The organism is Streptomyces sp. NPDC050703 (assembly GCF_040654435.1).
Taxonomy (GTDB): domain Bacteria; phylum Actinomycetota; class Actinomycetes; order Streptomycetales; family Streptomycetaceae; genus Streptomyces.
Map to the genome: position 1 here is coordinate 20,550 of NZ_JBFAHX010000003.1, position 13,672 is coordinate 34,221.

General features: G+C 71.2%; 13 protein-coding genes. 2 read left to right on the forward strand and 11 right to left on the reverse strand.

Going from position 1 to position 13,672, the window contains the following annotated elements; all coding sequences use genetic code 11:
* Positions 1–43: 43 nt before the first annotated feature.
* Complete coding sequence (locus AB0I16_RS03235) at positions 44–664, forward strand: DUF47 family protein (RefSeq protein WP_030784908.1); 621 nt, start codon at positions 44–46, stop codon at positions 662–664.
* A gap of 8 nt (positions 665–672) precedes the next feature.
* On the forward strand, positions 673–1,671 hold the full coding sequence (locus AB0I16_RS03240; protein WP_363247595.1) for an inorganic phosphate transporter: 999 nt from the start codon (positions 673–675) through the stop codon (positions 1,669–1,671).
* Positions 1,672–1,792: 121 nt separating this feature from the next.
* On the opposite strand, the gene pstB is transcribed toward AB0I16_RS03240, so the two are convergent.
* From pstB to mshD, 11 genes are all read right to left on the reverse strand, one after another.
* On the reverse strand, positions 1,793–2,569 hold the full coding sequence (pstB, locus tag AB0I16_RS03245) for a phosphate ABC transporter ATP-binding protein PstB (RefSeq protein ID WP_363247596.1): 777 nt from the start codon (positions 2,567–2,569) through the stop codon (positions 1,793–1,795).
* 54 nt (positions 2,570–2,623) lie between these two features.
* A complete protein-coding gene (gene pstA, locus AB0I16_RS03250) occupies positions 2,624–3,697 on the reverse strand; it encodes a phosphate ABC transporter permease PstA (protein WP_363247597.1) in 1,074 nt (357 codons plus the stop codon).
* Positions 3,694–4,725 (reverse strand): phosphate ABC transporter permease subunit PstC, encoded by a 1,032-nt coding sequence (pstC, locus tag AB0I16_RS03255; RefSeq protein ID WP_363247598.1) that lies wholly within the window; start codon positions 4,723–4,725, stop codon positions 3,694–3,696. Before pstC ends, pstA begins: the two co-directional genes overlap by 4 nt.
* Before the next feature lie 114 nt (positions 4,726–4,839).
* Positions 4,840–5,964, reverse strand: a complete 1,125-nt coding sequence (pstS, locus tag AB0I16_RS03260) for a phosphate ABC transporter substrate-binding protein PstS (protein ID WP_363247599.1) — start codon at positions 5,962–5,964, stop codon at positions 4,840–4,842.
* Positions 5,965–6,153: 189 nt separating this feature from the next.
* Positions 6,154–6,576, reverse strand: coding sequence for an NUDIX hydrolase (locus tag AB0I16_RS03265; RefSeq protein ID WP_363247600.1), 423 nt, complete (start codon positions 6,574–6,576; stop codon positions 6,154–6,156).
* Positions 6,573–7,637, reverse strand: a complete 1,065-nt coding sequence (locus AB0I16_RS03270; protein ID WP_363247601.1) for a CHAD domain-containing protein — start codon at positions 7,635–7,637, stop codon at positions 6,573–6,575. The genes AB0I16_RS03265 and AB0I16_RS03270 overlap by 4 nt, the downstream gene beginning before the upstream one ends.
* A gap of 1 nt (position 7,638) precedes the next feature.
* Entirely contained in the window at positions 7,639–9,885 is a 2,247-nt protein-coding gene (locus tag AB0I16_RS03275; protein ID WP_363247602.1) for an RNA degradosome polyphosphate kinase, read from the reverse strand.
* Positions 9,886–10,168: 283 nt separating this feature from the next.
* The gene (locus tag AB0I16_RS03280) at positions 10,169–11,185 is read right to left on the reverse strand and encodes a hypothetical protein (protein ID WP_363247603.1); all 1,017 of its coding nucleotides are present in this window, start codon (positions 11,183–11,185) and stop codon (positions 10,169–10,171) included.
* Positions 11,182–12,081 carry an ABC transporter ATP-binding protein gene (locus AB0I16_RS03285; RefSeq protein ID WP_363247604.1) on the reverse strand — a complete coding sequence of 300 codons (900 nt, stop codon included), beginning with the start codon at positions 12,079–12,081 and terminating at the stop codon, positions 11,182–11,184. The genes AB0I16_RS03280 and AB0I16_RS03285 overlap by 4 nt, the downstream gene beginning before the upstream one ends.
* Positions 12,078–12,482, reverse strand: coding sequence for a GntR family transcriptional regulator (locus tag AB0I16_RS03290; RefSeq protein WP_363247605.1), 405 nt, complete (start codon positions 12,480–12,482; stop codon positions 12,078–12,080). The genes AB0I16_RS03285 and AB0I16_RS03290 overlap by 4 nt, the downstream gene beginning before the upstream one ends.
* A 119-nt stretch (positions 12,483–12,601) precedes the next feature.
* The gene (mshD, locus tag AB0I16_RS03295; RefSeq protein ID WP_363247606.1) at positions 12,602–13,543 is read right to left on the reverse strand and encodes a mycothiol synthase; all 942 of its coding nucleotides are present in this window, start codon (positions 13,541–13,543) and stop codon (positions 12,602–12,604) included.
* Positions 13,544–13,672 lie beyond the last annotated feature (129 nt).

The following is a 13,672-nucleotide window of genomic DNA, read 5'->3' on the forward strand; positions in this document are numbered from 1 at the left end:
TAGCATCAGCCTGACCGCATCCAGAGCACCCCGAGGACCCCACGTGCGCTTTCGTCTGACCCCCAGGGAGACGAGCTTCTACGACATGTTCGCCGCATCCGCGGACAACATCGTCACGGGCTCGAAGCTCCTGATGGAACTGCTCGGAGCGGACTCCTCCGCCCGGGCCGAGATCGCAGAGCGTATGCGGGCCGCGGAACACGCGGGAGACGACGCGACGCATGCGATCTTCCACCAGCTGAACTCCTCGTTCATCACGCCGTTCGACCGCGAGGACATCTACAACCTCGCGTCGTCCCTGGACGACATCATGGACTTCATGGAGGAGGCCGTCGACCTCGTCGTCCTCTACCAGGTCGAGGAGCTCCCCAAGGGCGTCGAGCAGCAGATCGAGGTCCTCTCGCGGGCCGCCGAGCTGACCGCCGAGGCCATGCCGAACCTGCGGACCATGGAGAACCTCACCGAGTACTGGATCGAGGTCAACCGCCTGGAGAACCAGGCCGACCAGATCCACCGCAAGCTCCTCGCCCAGCTCTTCAACGGCAAGTACGACGCCATCGAGGTGCTGAAGCTGAAGCAGATCGTGGACGTCCTTGAAGAGGCGGCCGACGCCTTCGAGCACGTGGCGAACACTGTGGAGACCATCGCGGTCAAGGAGTCCTGAGCCTCGCCATGGACACCTTTGCTCTGATCGTGACCATTGGCGTCGCGCTCGGCTTCACGTACACGAACGGCTTCCACGACTCGGCGAACGCCATCGCCACCTCCGTCTCCACCCGTGCGCTGACGCCCCGCGCGGCGCTCGCCATGGCCGCGGTGATGAACCTCGCCGGCGCCTTCATGGGCAGCGGGGTCGCCAAGACCGTGAGCGAGGGGATCATCGAGACCCCGCACGGCGACAAGGGGATGTGGATTCTCTTCGCGGCGCTCATCGGCGCCATCGTGTGGAACCTCATCACCTGGTACTTCGGGCTGCCCTCGTCCTCGTCGCACGCGCTCTTCGGCGGCATGGTCGGCGCGGCGCTCGCCGGCGGCATCGGGGTCATCTGGTCCGGGGTCGTCGACAAGATCGTCATCCCGATGTTCCTGTCCCCGTTCGTCGGCCTCGTCGTCGGCTATCTGGTCATGTGCGCGATCATGTGGATGTTCCGCAGGTCCAACCCGCACAAGGCCAAGCGCGGCTTCCGCATCGCGCAGACGGTGTCCGCGGCCGGCATGGCCCTCGGCCACGGTCTGCAGGACGCGCAGAAGACGATGGGCATCGTCGTGATGGCGCTCGTCATCTCCGACGTGCAGAGCGCCGACGCGCCGATCCCGATCTGGGTCAAGATCGCGTGCGCGCTGATGCTCTCGGCCGGCACGTACGCGGGCGGCTGGCGCATCATGCGCACGCTCGGCCGCAAGATCATCGAGCTGGACCCGCCGCAGGGTTTCGCGGCGGAGACGACCGGCGCGGGCATCATGTTCACCACCGCGTTCATGTTCCACGCGCCGATCTCGACCACGCACGTCATCACCTCCGCCATCATGGGCGTGGGCGCGACGAAGCGGGTCAACGCCGTGCGGTGGGGCGTCGCCAAGAACATCATCCTGGGCTGGTTCATCACCATGCCCGCGGCCGCGATCGTCGCCGCCATCAGCTTCTACCTCGTGAACTTCGCGTTCCTGTAGCAGCCGCCGCGCCACCAGAGGTACAGGGAAGGGCCCGCCCCCGGGAGCCAGGGGCGGGCCCTTCTCGGTGCCCCCGCGGTGGCACCGCCATGCAGCACCGCGGGGAGATCGGGGGCGGGGCTCAGCCGAAGCGGCCCGAGATGTAGTCCTCGGTCGCCTGCACCGAGGGGTTGGAGAAGATGCGCTCGGTCTCGTCGATCTCGATGAGCTTGCCGGGCTGGCCGACCGCGGCCAGATTGAAGAAGGCCGTGCGGTCCGAGACGCGGGCGGCCTGCTGCATGTTGTGCGTCACGATGACGATCGTGAAGCGCTCCTTCAGCTCGCCGATCAGGTCTTCGATCGCGAGGGTCGAGATCGGGTCGAGGGCCGAGCACGGCTCGTCCATGAGGAGCACCTGCGGCTCGACCGCGATGGCCCGCGCGATACACAGGCGCTGCTGCTGGCCGCCGGAGAGGCCGGAGCCGGGCTTGTTCAGGCGGTCCTTGACCTCGTTCCAGAGGTTGGCGCCCTTGAGGGACTTCTCGACGACGTCGTTCAGCTCGGACTTCTTGTACGAGCCGTTGAGCCGCAGGCCCGCGGCGACGTTGTCGAAGATCGACATGGTGGGGAACGGGTTCGGGCGCTGGAAGACCATGCCGATCGTGCGGCGCACGGCCACCGGGTCCACGCCGCTGCCGTAGAGGTCCTCGTCGTCCAGGAGCACCTTGCCCTCGACGCGCCCGCCGGGGGTGACCTCGTGCATGCGGTTCAGGGTGCGCAGGAAGGTGGACTTGCCGCAGCCGGACGGGCCGATGAACGCCGTCACGGAGCGGGGCTCCACGGTCATCGAGATGTCGTCGATCGCCTTGTGGGAACCGTAGTAGGCCGTCAGGCCCGATACGTCGATTTGCTTGGCCATGGGGATCACTGCTTCTTTCGGGGTTCTGGCGGGGAAGGTCGCTGATATGGCCGCTCAGCGGCCCGTCTTGGGGGCCTTCCAGCGGGCTACGCCGCGGGCCGCCAGGTTGAGGATCATGATGAAGCCGATGAGCGCGAGCGCCGCCGCCCAGGCACGGTCGTACGAGGCGTCGGTGCCCGCCGCGTACTGCTGGTAGACGTACAGCGGCAGCGAGGCCTGCGAACCGTCGAAGGGGTTCGTGTTGATCAGGGGGTTCACCCAGACCAGGAGCAGGACCGGCGCGGTCTCGCCCGCGATGCGGGCCACCGAGAGCATGACGCCCGTGGTGATGCCGCCGATCGCGGTCGGCAGGACGACCTTGAGGATGGTCCGCCACTTCGGCACGCCGAGGGCGAGCGAGGCCTCGCGCAGCTCGTTCGGGACGAGCTTCAGCATCTCCTCGGTGGAGCGGACGATCACCGGCATCATCAGGATGGCGAGCGCCATGGCGCCGGCCCATCCCGAGTAGTCGAAGCCGAGGATGAGAATCCAGAAGCTGAGGACGAACAGGCCCGCGACGATCGAGGGGATGCCGGTCATGACGTCCACGAAGAACGTGATGACCTTGGAGAGCTTCCCGCGCCCGTACTCGACGAGGTAGACGGCGGTCAGCAGGCCGATCGGCACCGCGATCACGGAGGCGAGCAGCACCTGCTGGAGGGTGCCGATGAGGGCGTGGTAGATGCCGCCGCCGGTCTCCTCGTCGGCGACGACGCCCATCGAGTGGGTCAGGAAGTAGCCGTCGAAGACCTCGCTCCCGCGCTGCACGGTCTCGTAGATCAGCGAGGCCAGCGGGACGACGGCCAGCAGGAACATGACCCACACCAGCGAGGTGGCGAGGCGGTCCTTGGCCTGGCGGGTGCCCTCGACGGTCGCGGCGAGGACGTAGGAGCCGGCGATGAAGAGCAGCGCGGCGATCAGGCCCCACTGGATGCGGCTCTCCAGGCCCGCCCCGGCGCCGATGCCGACGGCGACGGCGACCGAGCCCGCGGCGACGGCCAACGGTGACCAGCGGGGAAGGCTGGCGCCCTTGAGCGTCGCGGGGCGCTCGACGGAGGTGTGGGGCGGGGTGGGTGTCGTGGTGCTCATGCGTTGGCCCCCGAGTACTCCTTGCGGCGCGCGATGATCAGGCGGGCCGCGCCGTTGACCAGCAGGGTGATGACGAACAGCACCAGGCCGGAGGCGATGAGCGCGTCCTGGCCGTACTCGCTGGCCTCGTTGAACTTGCTGGCGATGTTCTGCGCGAAGGTGCCGCCGCCGTAGTCGAGCACGGACGCGTTGATGAGGAAGTTGGGGGAGAGCACGGTGGCCACGGCGATCGTCTCGCCGAGCGCGCGGCCGAGGCCCAGCATCGAGGCGGAGATGATGCCGGAGCGGCCGAAGGGCAGCACCGACATGCGGATGACCTCCCAGCGCGTGGCGCCGAGGGCCAGCGCGGCCTCCTCGTGCATCTTCGGGACCTGGAGGAAGACCTCGCGGCTCACGTTGGTGATGATCGGCAGGATCATGATCGCGAGCAGGATGCCGACGGTCATCAGGGAGCGCGGGGCGCCGCCCTCGTACGCGAAGATCCCGGTCCAGCCGAAGTAGTCGTCGAGCCAGCTGTAGAGGCCGGTCAGGCTGGGGGCGACGACGAGGGCGCCCCACAGGCCGTAGACGATCGAGGGCACCGCGGCCAGCAGGTCGATCACGTAGGCGATCGGGGCGGCCAGCTTGCGCGGCGCGTAGTGCGAGATGAAGAGCGCGATGCCGATGGCGACGGGGACGGCGATCGCGAGGGCGATCACCGAGCTCACGACCGTGCCGAAGACCAGGACCGCGATGCCGAAGTACGGCTTGCCGCCGGTGCTCACACCGGCCGGGTCCCACTCGAAGGTGGTGAGGAAGTTGCCGGTGTTGTCGGCGAGCGCGAGGGCCGTGCGGTACGTGAGGAACGCCGCGATGGCGGCCATGATCACGAGGAGCGCGATGCCGGAGCCCCGGGAGAAGCCGAGGAAGATCCGGTCGCCCGGCCGGGTGGCGCCGCGGGCCGCGGCCTTGGTCGCGGGGGCGGAGGGCTCGACGCGGTCGACGGGGGGTGGCGCGGGAGCTGTCGTCTTGCTGCTTGATATGTCCATGGGGTTCTCCGGTCTGCGGAGCTGCCGTGCGCGTGGCGCGGGCGCTCCGTGGCGGCGGTGCACCGGACGGTGCGGCCGGCCCGGCTCAGCGGGCCGGCCGCACTCGGTTCGCTCCTAGCTCAGGCCCGCGACGGTGGTGCGGACCTTGGAGATGATCTCGGCCGGGATCGGCGCGTAGTCGTTCTCCTTGAGGACGTTCTGGCCGTCCTCGCTGGCGATGTAGGTCAGGAAGGACTTGGTGGCGGGAAGCGTCTCCGCCTTGTTGCCCTTCTCGCAGACGACCTCGTACGTCACCAGGGTGATCGGGTAGGCGCCCTCGGCGGTCGGCTTGTAGTTCAGCTCCAGGGCCAGGTCCTTGCCCTTGCCGACGACCTTGGCCTCGGAGATGGCCTTGGAGGCGTTGTCGACGGTGGCCTTCACCGGCTCCTTGGCGTCCGTCTTCAGGTCGACGGTCTTGACGCCCTCGCCCGCGTAGGACAGCTCGAAGTAGGAGATGGCACCGGGGGTCTGCTTGACCTGGCCCGCGACACCGGCGGAGCCGTTGGCGGACTGGCCGCCCTTGGGCTCCCACGACTTGCCGGGCTCGTAGGGCCAGGCGTCGGGGGCCGCGCCCTTGAGGTACTTGGTGAAGTTGTCCGTGGTGCCGGACTCGTCGGAGCGGTGGAAGGCCTGGACCTTGGTCTTCGGCAGCTTGGCGTCGGGGTTGAGCTTCGCGATCGCCTTGTCGTCCCAGGTCTTGATCTTGTTGTTGAAGATGTCGGCCAGGGTCTTGGCGTCCAGGGTCAGCTCGTCGACACCGGGGACGTTGAAGCCGACGGCGATGGGGCCGCCGACCATCGGCAGGTCGATGGCCTGGCTGTTCGAGCAGACCTTCTTGGACTTCTCGATCTCGTCGGGCTTCAGCGCCGAGTCGGTACCGGCGAACGCCGTCTGGCCCTGGAGGAACGCCGTGATGCCCGCGCCCGAACCCGTCGGGTTGTAGTTCAGCTGCACGTCCTTGCAGTTGGTCGTGTAGACCTTCCGCCAGGCGTCGACCGCGTTCTTCTGCGCGGACGAACCCGAGGCCGCGAGCTGGCCCTTGGCGTCGTCGCACTTGATGTTGGCGTTGGCGTTGGTCTCCTTGCCGCCGTCGCCGGAGCTCGTGTCGTCGGAGCCGCACGCCGTGAGGGCCAGGGCGCCGGAGACGGCGAGGGCGCCGAGGGAGAGGGCGCGGAGCCGGTTCTTGCGCTGAAGCTTCACTTTCGGGTGTTCCTTCCGGGAGCCGCCGGCCCTTTGCTGGCGGCGTGCGATGTCTGTCTTGCGCTTCTCTGTCGTGCAAGGCCGAAATTAGGCAGAACAGGTGAAGCCACCGACTGGCACGAGTGAACGGGGGGTGAACCTCGGCGGTCGGCCTGGTTAGGCACCACGCCACGGAACGTACCCGAACGGCTACCCGGGGTTGAGTACGCCGAGCAGAGCGTCGACGAGCTGCTTGTCACGCGGCTGGGTGAGCCGGTCGCGGGCCTCGCCAGGCGGCAGCCACCGGACGCGGTCGACCTCGCTGTTCGGCTCGAAGTGACCGCCTGTGGCCTCGGCCGCCCAGTAGTCGACGCGCTTGGGGCGGCCCTGCACGGTGTACCGCGCGGTCGGCAGCCGGGCGCCGGGCGCGCAGCGGTGCCCCGTCTCCTCCTCGACCTCGCGCAGGGCCCCCGCGAGGGCGTCCTCGCCGCGCTTCAGCTTGCCCTTGGGGAAGGACCAGTCGTCGTAGCGGGGGCGGTGGACCAGGCAGAGCTCCAGGCCGCCGCCGGCGGAGCGGCGCCACAGGACGCAGCCCGCCGCGAGGACCGGGGCCCCGGTGTCCGCGGTCGTCACCGGGTGCCCGCCGTCTCGTGCTGCCAGACCTGCTGGAAGGCAAAGCGTGCCGCCTCGACCTCGTGGCGCTGGTCGGCGTGGAGCACGCCGAGGGCGTACGCGGTCGCCGGGGCGATACGGGGCGTCCGCGCGGCGTGGGCGGCGGCCTGGGCGGCGGCAGCTGCCTCGTGGTGGACGTCCAGGGCGTGGCCCGCCTCAAGGACGCGGGGGTCGGGGCAGGCGTGGCCGAGAAGGACCTCCTGCGCGTACCGGTGCAGGCGCAGCAGGGAGCGGACCTTCAGCCAGGGGGCGTCCTGGGCGTCGGGCGCGGCTTCCGACGCCAGGCCGTGCGTCAGGGCGCCCGCGTTGTACGGGTGGCCCGCCTGGCCGAGCGGCAGGACGGCGACGGCGTCCGCGAGCTCCGCCTCGGCCCTGGCCGCCAGGTGCTTCGGGTCGTCCGCGGCGCCGGTGAGCGGGACCTCGCTCGCCAGTACCGCGATGGTGTCCGCCACCGCGTGGAAGCGGGAGGAGCCGAGGGCCTGGAGGGCCGTGGAGTGGGCCCGCGTCCGCGCGAGGGTGAGCTGCCGCTCCAGCAGGGCGGCTGCCTTGGCCGCGCCCACCGTCAGACCGCTCGACCCCCTGCCCGTCTCGACGGCACCCGGCGGTGCGGGCTGCGCCCACCCGTTCCCGCCCGCCGGGCGCCTGCCGGCGGCGGGCAGCGGGGCCAGGGCGGGCCCCGGCACCGGCGGCGTCCCCGAGAGGCGGTGCAGGGCGTCGAGGAGACGGGTCAGGCGCGCGGCACAGGCGTGCTCCTGGGAGAGCGTGCCGCGCAGCCAGGCCAGTTCGGGCCTGAGCACCGCTGCCCACTCGGGGTCGAGGAGCGGACGGAACGTGTGCAGCGTCGCGCCGATCCTGCGGGCCGCGCGGCGCAGGGCGCGGGCCGCCTCAAGGGACTCCTCCGCGCCCCGCGCGTCCGTCGTGGACTCGCGGTGCAGGCGCAGCGAGCGCAGGAACTCCGTGGCCTGCCCGCGCAGGTAGACCGGCAGGGCCTCGTCGGCCGTCCCGGTCATCGCCACTGTCATCTCATGGTGTTGCTGTGCCACGCCGGCGCCTCCGGGCGTCTATGAGCATCTCCTGTACGTTGCGCAGCGGCTGGCCTTCCGCGTCCAGCGAGTGGCGGGTCCAGTTGCCGTCGGCGCCGAGGTGCCAGGAGGCGGTGGTGTCCGACATGCCGGTCTCCAGGAGCCGGCTCAGGGCCGCGCGGTGCGCCGGGTCCTGGACCCTGACGAGCGCCTCGATGCGGCGGTCGAGATTGCGGTGCATCATGTCGGCGCTGCCGATCCACACCTCCGGCTCGCCCCCGTTGCCGAAGGCGAAGACGCGGGAGTGTTCGAGGAAGCGGCCGAGGACGGACCGTACGCGGATGTTCTCCGAGAGCCCCGTCACGCCGGGCCGCAGCGCGCAGATCCCGCGCACCCACACGTCCACCTCGACGCCCGCCTGCGAAGCGCGGTACAGCGCGTCGATGACGCCCTCGTCGACCATCGAGTTGACCTTGACGCGGACGTAGGCGGGGCGGCCGGCGCGGTGGTGCTGCGCCTCCTTCTCGATCCGGGCCACGAGCCCGTCGCGCAGGGACCTGGGGGCCACGAGCAGCCGGCGGAAGGTCTCCCTGCGGGAGTAGCCGGAGAGGCGGTTGAAGAGGTCGGAGAGGTCGGCGCCGACCTCCGCGTTCGACGTGAGGAGGCCCAGGTCCTCGTAGAGCCGTGCGGTCTTGGGGTGGTAGTTGCCGGTGCCCACGTGCGAGTAGCGGACCAGGGAGTCGCCCTCCTGGCGCACGACCAGGGAGAGCTTGCAGTGGGTCTTCAGGCCGACGATGCCGTAGACGACATGGCAGCCCGCCTCCTCCAGCTTCCTCGCCCACTTGATGTTGGCCTGCTCGTCGAAGCGGGCCTTGATCTCGACGAGGACGAGGACCTGCTTGCCGGACTCCGCGGCGTCGATGAGCGCGTCCACTATCGGGGAGTCGCCCGACGTGCGGTACAGCGTCTGCTTGATGGCGAGGACGTCCGGGTCGGCCGCGGCTTGCTCCAGGAACGCCTGCACGGAGGTGGAGAAGGAGTCGTAGGGGTGGTGCAGGAGGACGTCGCGCTCGCGGAGGGCGGCGAAGATGTCGGGCGCGGACGCCGACTCGACCTCGGCGAGGTCGCGGTGGGTGCCCGCCACGAACTTGGGGTACTTCAGCTCGGGCCGGTCCAGCTTGGCGATGCTGAAGAGCCCGGTGAGGTCGAGCGGGCCCGGCAGCGGGTAGACCTCGGCCTCGCCGATCTTCAGCTCGCGCACCAGGAGGCTGAGGACGTTCGGCGCGATGGACTCCTCCACCTCAAGGCGCACGGGCGGCCCGAAGCGGCGCCGCATCAGCTCCTTCTCCAGGGCCTGGAGGAGGTTCTCGGCGTCGTCCTCCTCGACCTCCAGGTCCTCGTTCCTGGTGAGCCGGAACATGTGGTGCTCCTGGATCTCCATGCCGGGGAACAGCTCCTGGAGATGCGCGGGAGCGGCGATGACGTCCTCTATGGGCACGTAGCGCTGGGGGGAGGCCTCCAGGAAGCGCGAGAGCAGCGGCGGGACCTTGACGCGTGCGAAGTGCTGGTGCCCGGAGACCGGGTTGCGCACGACCACGGCGAGGTTGAGCGAGAGCCCCGAGATGTACGGGAACGGGTGCGCGGGGTCCACGGCCAGCGGGGTCAGGACGGGGAAGATCTGCTGCCGGAAGAGCGTGAAGAGGCGGGACTGCTCCTTGTCGGTCAGCTCGTGCCAGCGGACCAGGTGGATGCCCTCGTCGGCGAGGCCGGGCGCCACGTCGTCCTGGTAGCAGGCGGCGTGCCGGGCCATGAGCTCGCGGGAGCGGTTCCAGATCAGTTCGAGGACCTCGCGGGGCTGGAGCCCGGAGGCCGAACGGGTGGCGACACCGGTGGCGATGCGGCGCTTGAGGCCCGCCACGCGCACCATGAAGAACTCGTCCAGGTTCGAGGCGAAGATCGCGAGGAAGTTCGCCCGTTCGAGGAGGGGGGTGTGCGGGTCCTCGGCGAGTTCGAGCACCCGCTCGTTGAAGGCGAGCCAGCTGCGCTCGCGGTCGAGGAACCGCCCCTGGGGCAGGCCGTCCCCGTCGTGCCCCGGCCGGCCGTTCTCCTCGTAGGAGTCGAGGTCGGCGTCGATGTCGGGGGCGAGGTCGGAGACGGTGGCGGCGATGGTGTGCGGCCGGTGCGCGGCTATGGAACCGACGGAGGGCTGGGCGTGCTGTACCTGTCCCGGCGTGTTCTGCTGGCTCATGGAGCCATTCTTCCGCGAGGTCGTGCCGATAGGCGCGTCGGAGAGCGCGGGTGTGAGACGGCGCTTCCCCTTCTTCGGGGACGGCTTCCCGTTCTCCGGGGACGGCTTCCCGTTCTTCGGCGACGGGTCGGGCACGGCGGGCTGCATTGCCCGAGCCTCGCAAGGTTGTCTGAATCAGCGGTTACGGCGACATGACGTGCGGGACATGGGCCGAAGGCCCCCGGGGGTCCTGCCGGGTCCCGGCCGGGGGCCTGGGGCGTTCACCTTCCTCGACGGTACGGGTTCAGGCGGTGCGGCGGCGGAGGATGCGGAAGGTGGCGTAGACGGTGGCGGCGGTGAGGGCGAGGAGGATGCCGGTCTCCATGAGCTGGAGGGGCCAGAAGTGGGACGCGGGGTGGAAGTCGTTGTACCAGCCGGTGACTTGGTGGTCGGCGAAGCACGCTTCGGGGTCCCGTGCCCCGCTCCAGCACAGCGACTCCGGCAGCCGTCGCCCGTCGGAGGTGAGCATGCCCCGCTCCACCAGGTGACCGGAGCCGGGTGTGGCCGGCGGGTAGGAGCGTGACCAGGTGACCGTCTCGGTGGGCCACAGGTGGTGCCGGGCCAACGGCAGCACGGCGACCACGCTGATCATGATGGCCAGGGTGGCCGACATCGCGCGCAGGGTGTGGCGCATCAGGACCCCGACGAGCGCGCCGACGGCGAGGCCGAGCAGGGCGTATCCGAGGGCGACGGGGCCGACCGAGCCGTAGATCGCGCGCTCGTGCCAGGGCGCCGCGTCGTACTCCAGCTCCGGCCCCGTCGTCCACGCCCAGCGCTGTACGGCGACGAGCAGGACCACCCCGGTGGTCACGGCCGCGGCGCACAGCGTGAGCCGGTCGGCGAGCCAGCGGGCCGGGGAGAGCGACTGGGTCCACGCCACCTTGTACGTGCCCGTCTCCAGGTCCCTCGCGATGAGCGGGCCCGCGACGAACGCCCCGATCAGGCAGGGCAGGGCGAGGATGCCCATCCCCATGTAGTCGAGGTTCCTGCCGAACTGGAACTCGGCGTCGAGGTAGCCGCGGACCGGGCCGCCGCACTCCCGCGTGGTGTGCCGGATCGAGCAGTCGGCCGCCGCGAAGACGTCGGCCGCGTGGGCGACCCAGAGCCGGTCGGCGGCCAGCGCCGCGGCGGAGAGGGCGAACAACCCCAGCGCGATCCACAGCGCGGTGCGGTGCTGGCGCAGGACCGCGCGGTAGGGGCCGGGCAGGGCGAAGGCGGCCCTGCGGGGCGTCGCGGTGGCGAGCGCAGGCGACGCGGTCACGCGGTCACCACCGGCTCTGCGGCGGCGGTACCCGGCGTCAGCAGGACCGGTGTGTCCGGGGAGCGGAGGTGGGACAGCAACAGTTCCTCCAGGGAAGGTTCCTCGACCTGCCAGTCGGTGCCGAGGGGGCCCTCGGGGCGGATCAGGGCGGTCACGCCGCGCCCGGTGGCGCGGGACTCGACGACGGTGTGCGGGGCGAGGTCGGCGGCGGGGCGCGCCCCGGTCACCAGGGCGTGCGCGGCGAGCAGGTCGTCGATGCCGCCGCCGAGCCTGACCCGCCCGTCGGAGACGAGGAGCAAGTGGTCGCAGGCGTCGGCGAGTTCGCCGACGATGTGCGAGGACATCACGACGGTGGTCCCGTGCTCGGCCGCCTCGGCCATGAGCGTGCCCATGAGCTGGTGGCGCGCGAGCGGGTCGAGGTCGGCCATGGGCTCGTCCAGGAGCAGGAGTTCGGCCCGCTTGCCCAGCGCGAGGGCGAGCGCGACCCGGGTGCGCTGTCCCCCGGAGAGCGTGCGGACGCGTGCGGCCATGTCGAGCCCCGCGCCGGCCACGACGCGCTCCGCCGCGGCCATGTCCCAGCGCCCGGCGTTGAGTTCGGCCCCGAACCGCAGCGTGTCGGCGATGCTGAGCCGCGGATGCAGCGGCTTGTCCTGGGCGACGTACGCCACGCGGGCGCGCGCCTCGGCGGGGCCGGTGCCGAGGACGGTCAGCGTGCCCGCGCTGGGGCGGCCGAGCCCGGCGGCCAGGGCGAGCAGGGTCGACTTGCCCGCGCCGTTGGGGCCGACGACGGCGCAGACGCGCCCCACGGGCAGCCGGAACGCGCAGTCGCGCAGCGCGTACCGGTGCCGGCCGTAACGTTTGCTGAGGGCATGCGCCTCGATGGCGGTGCCGGTCATGCGGGGTCCCCCTCGGTGGCTGCTGACGGTGCGAACTGTTCTTCCAGTACGGCGCTGAAGAGCGCCGCCACGTCGTCCTTCTCCAGACCCGCCTCGCGGGCCCGCGCGGCCCACTCGACGAGCTCCCCAGACAGCGGCGAGTCCGCCGGTGCGCTGCCCAGTGACTTCCGTACGAAGGTGCCGAGGCCGCGGCGGGCCTCCACCAGGCCCTCGCGCTCCAGCTCCCGGTAGGCCTTCAGGACCGTGTTGGGGTTGATGGCGGTGGCCTCGACGACCTCGCGGGCCGTGGGCAGTTTGTCGCCGGGCTCCAGCAGGCCGAGGCGGAGCGCCCGGCGGGTCTGCTGGACGATCTGGAGATAGGTGGCGACGCCACTGCGCCGGTCGATGCGGAACTCGACCACTGCTGCACCACCCTTTCACTAATTGAGTAGTGAAAGGGTGGTGCAAGAAAGGGGCGGCGTCAAGTCACGCCGCCCCTTTGGGGCCTCTGCCGGTCCCGCCGCCCGGCGGAACGGCGCGGTCAGGTCTCCGTGCGGTACATCAGGTCCGTCTCGTGGGTGACGAAGCCGAGGCGTTCGTAGACGCTGACGGCCGCCTTGTTGTCCGCGTCCACGTACAGCATCGCGGTCGGCAGCCCGGCCCCGGCGAGGTGGCGCAGGCCCGTCGTGGTCAGGGCCTTGCCGAGACCGCCGCCCTGGGAGCCGGGGCGCACCCCGACCACGTACACCTCGCCCAGGCGCTCCTCCTCGTGCACCTTCGTCCAGTGGAAGCCGACCAGCTCGCCGTCGGCCACGCGCTCGGCCAGGAAGAAGCCCGCCGGGTCGAACCACGGCTCGGCCTTGCGGTCGTCCAGGTCGCGCTGGGTGAGGGAGCCCTGCTCGGGGTGGTGCGCGAAGGCCTCGGCGTTCACCGCGAGCCAGGCCGCGTCGTCCCGGCCGGGGACGAAGGTGCGGACCGAGACGCCGTCGGGCAGGACGGGCTCCGGCAGGTCCAGGCCGGCCAAGGGGCGCCGCATCTGCCGCAGTTCGCGGAAGAGGGTGAGGCCGAGCACCTGCGCCAGGTGCCGGGCCGCGGAGTGCCCGCCGTGCGCCCAGACGCGCAGCCGCCGCCCGGACCGGGCGAGCAGCGCCGAGCCGAGCGCCCTGCCGTGGCCGCGCCCGCGGTGGGAGGGGTGCACCACCAGTTCGGCGGCGGGGGCCTCGACGGGGTCGGTGTCCTCCAGCTGCGCGTAGCCCACGAGGGTGTCGCCGACGCTGAGCAGCAGGTGCCCGACGCCCTCGCGCGCGCCGCCGCGCAGCTGGAGCCGGCCCTGCTCGGACACCGCCTGCTGCCCGTCGTTGCGCGCGGCCTCGGCGAGGAGGCCGAGCACGGCGTCGGCCTGCGCGGAGGTGAGCGCGTCGAGAGTGTCGATCTTCCGGAGTGCGGCGGGGGCCTGGGCCTCGGCGGGGCGGTCGTCAGTCATACCCCAGACGGTAACCGGCGGGGCGCCTTCGAGGGGGCCGGGCCCGGCGGTGGCTGTGGGCTCGGGGGCCGCGCGCTCGCATCGCGACCCGAGCCGGGGACCGGCACGATTTCTGTCCCGCGCAACCAG